Origin of the sequence: Enterococcus sp. 5H, assembly GCF_028128615.1 — a bacterium.
In the GTDB taxonomy this organism is placed as follows: Bacteria; Bacillota; Bacilli; order Lactobacillales; family Enterococcaceae; genus Enterococcus_L.
Genome location: NZ_AMDP01000055.1, coordinates 1 through 2,001, shown reverse-complemented (window position 1 = coordinate 2,001; position 2,001 = coordinate 1). Strand labels below are relative to the sequence as shown.

2 protein-coding genes are annotated in these 2,001 nt (G+C 35.9%); both read left to right on the top strand.

Features of this window, described 5'->3' with window-relative positions; genetic code table 11:
• The coding region (istB, locus tag C240_RS14215; RefSeq protein ID WP_271491642.1) for an IS21-like element helper ATPase IstB at positions 1–609 on the top strand (609 nt) is incomplete at its 5' end.
• Positions 610–687: 78 nt separating this feature from the next.
• Positions 688–1,938 carry a Mu transposase C-terminal domain-containing protein gene (locus C240_RS14210; protein ID WP_442896602.1) on the top strand — a complete coding sequence of 417 codons (1,251 nt, stop codon included), beginning with the start codon at positions 688–690 and terminating at the stop codon, positions 1,936–1,938.
• Positions 1,939–2,001 lie beyond the last annotated feature (63 nt).

Here is a 2,001-nt window from a genome sequence, read left to right as displayed (position 1 = left end):
TTAGAAGTCGAACGAAGGAAAAACAATCGTATTCATACATTGATTCGGCAAGCAAAATTACCTCAAAAAGTAACGTTTGATGACTATCTGGATAGTCATTTATCATCAAAACTAAGAAAACAAATCAAGGAGCTTCAGCAGCTTCAATTCATTGATAAAAAAGAAAATCTCATTTTATTGGGTAATCCAGGAGTTGGTAAAACTCATTTAGCAACAACCATTGGTATGGAAGCATGTTTGACAGGAAAAAGTGTCTTGTTCACGAATATTCCTAATCTCGTCGTTGAGTTAAAGGAAGCCATGAGCGCTAACCAGCTGACCTATTATAAACGGAGATTTAGTAAGTATGACTTAGTCATCTTAGACGAGTTAGGCTATGTTTCATTCGATCAAGTAGGAAGTGAAATTCTTTTTAACTTACTGTCTAATCGTACATCAACGGGTTCAATGATTATTACAACAAATTTATCATTTGACCGTTGGGAAGAAGTATTTAAGGATCCTATGCTTACTGCAGCTATGGTAGATCGAATTGCCCATCGGGCACACGTTTTAGATTTAAGCGGGAAATCTTTCCGTGTGGAAGATACAAAAAATTGGTTAAACTAACTGGTGCAGTTTTCAATCATCACGTGGTGCACTTTTCAGTTGCGTTAAACACGATATAAAGAACATGGACTATCAGGCTTGATTCGGAAACAAAGATTAGATTCAGGGAATATAAAAATAGAAGATAGTATTCGAGCGTTAGTTGAGCATACTCGTTTAAGTAATCGCCGAATCAGCATTGCTACGATCCACCGAAAAGTTATTTCTCAATGTGAACAGTATGGAGAAAACGGCCCGAGTTACCAGCAAGTCTATAAAATAGTTAAGAATATTCCTGAAGCCATGATTGCTTTAGCTCATAATGGTGAAAAGTCCTATTCAGAAAAATATGATCTAATCCATACAAGAGAATCTGAAAAATCTAATGAGATTTGGCAAGCTGACCACACATTATTGGACATTGAAGTTTTAGACGAGAAAAGGAAACGTCGCCGGCCATGGTTATCCATTATCATGGACGATTATAGTCGAGCGATTGCAGGGTATTATATGTCGTTTGATAATCCCTCAGCAGCTAACACAGCTTTGATGCTTTACCAGGCTATCTGGAGAAAACAAAATTCTAACTGGCCGATTTGTGGCATACCTGAAAAGTTCTATACAGATCATGGAAGTGATTTTACTTCCCAGCACTTAGAACAAGTGGCTATTGATTTAAAGATTCAATTGATTTTTTCTAAAATAGGTGTTCCAAGAGGTCGGGGAAAAATTGAACGTTTTTTCCAAAGCGTGAATCAATTACTTTTAGAACAATTACCAGGTTATACTAAAAATCGTAAGTCAGAAGCTCTATTAACAATTCAAGAATTGGAACAAAAAATCGAGGAATTTCTTATCTATGACTACAATCATAAAATACACACAAGTACCCAAGAAACACCTATCAATCAGTGGAACCATTCTGGTTTTTTACCACAAATGCCTGAGAGCTTGGAAGAATTAGACTTACTTCTATTACATATTTCAAAAGGCAGAAAAGTTCATTCAAATGGCATACAATTCCAAGGATTTCGCTATATAAATACCAATTTATCTGCCTATGTTGGGGAATCTGTTCAAATTCGATATAACCCGAAGGATTTAGCCGAAATTAGAGTATTTATTCAAAATAAATATCTGTGCACAGCTATAGCTCCAGCATTATCAGATTTAAAGGTAGATTTTAAAGATATCGCAGCTGCTAGAAATAAAAGAAGACGACAGCTGAAAGAAAAATCGTCTGAGATTAAATCTGTGGCAGATACTCTAATTGAAGACAAACTGCCAGAAGTTGCGTTAAAAAATGAGACAAGCAAAAAATCTAAGCTGAAGAGGTACTTCAATGACTAAGACAAAGCCGGTTATTGAAACAAAAGAGTACAAACGATTTGCGGAGTTTTGCGATGCGTGTAT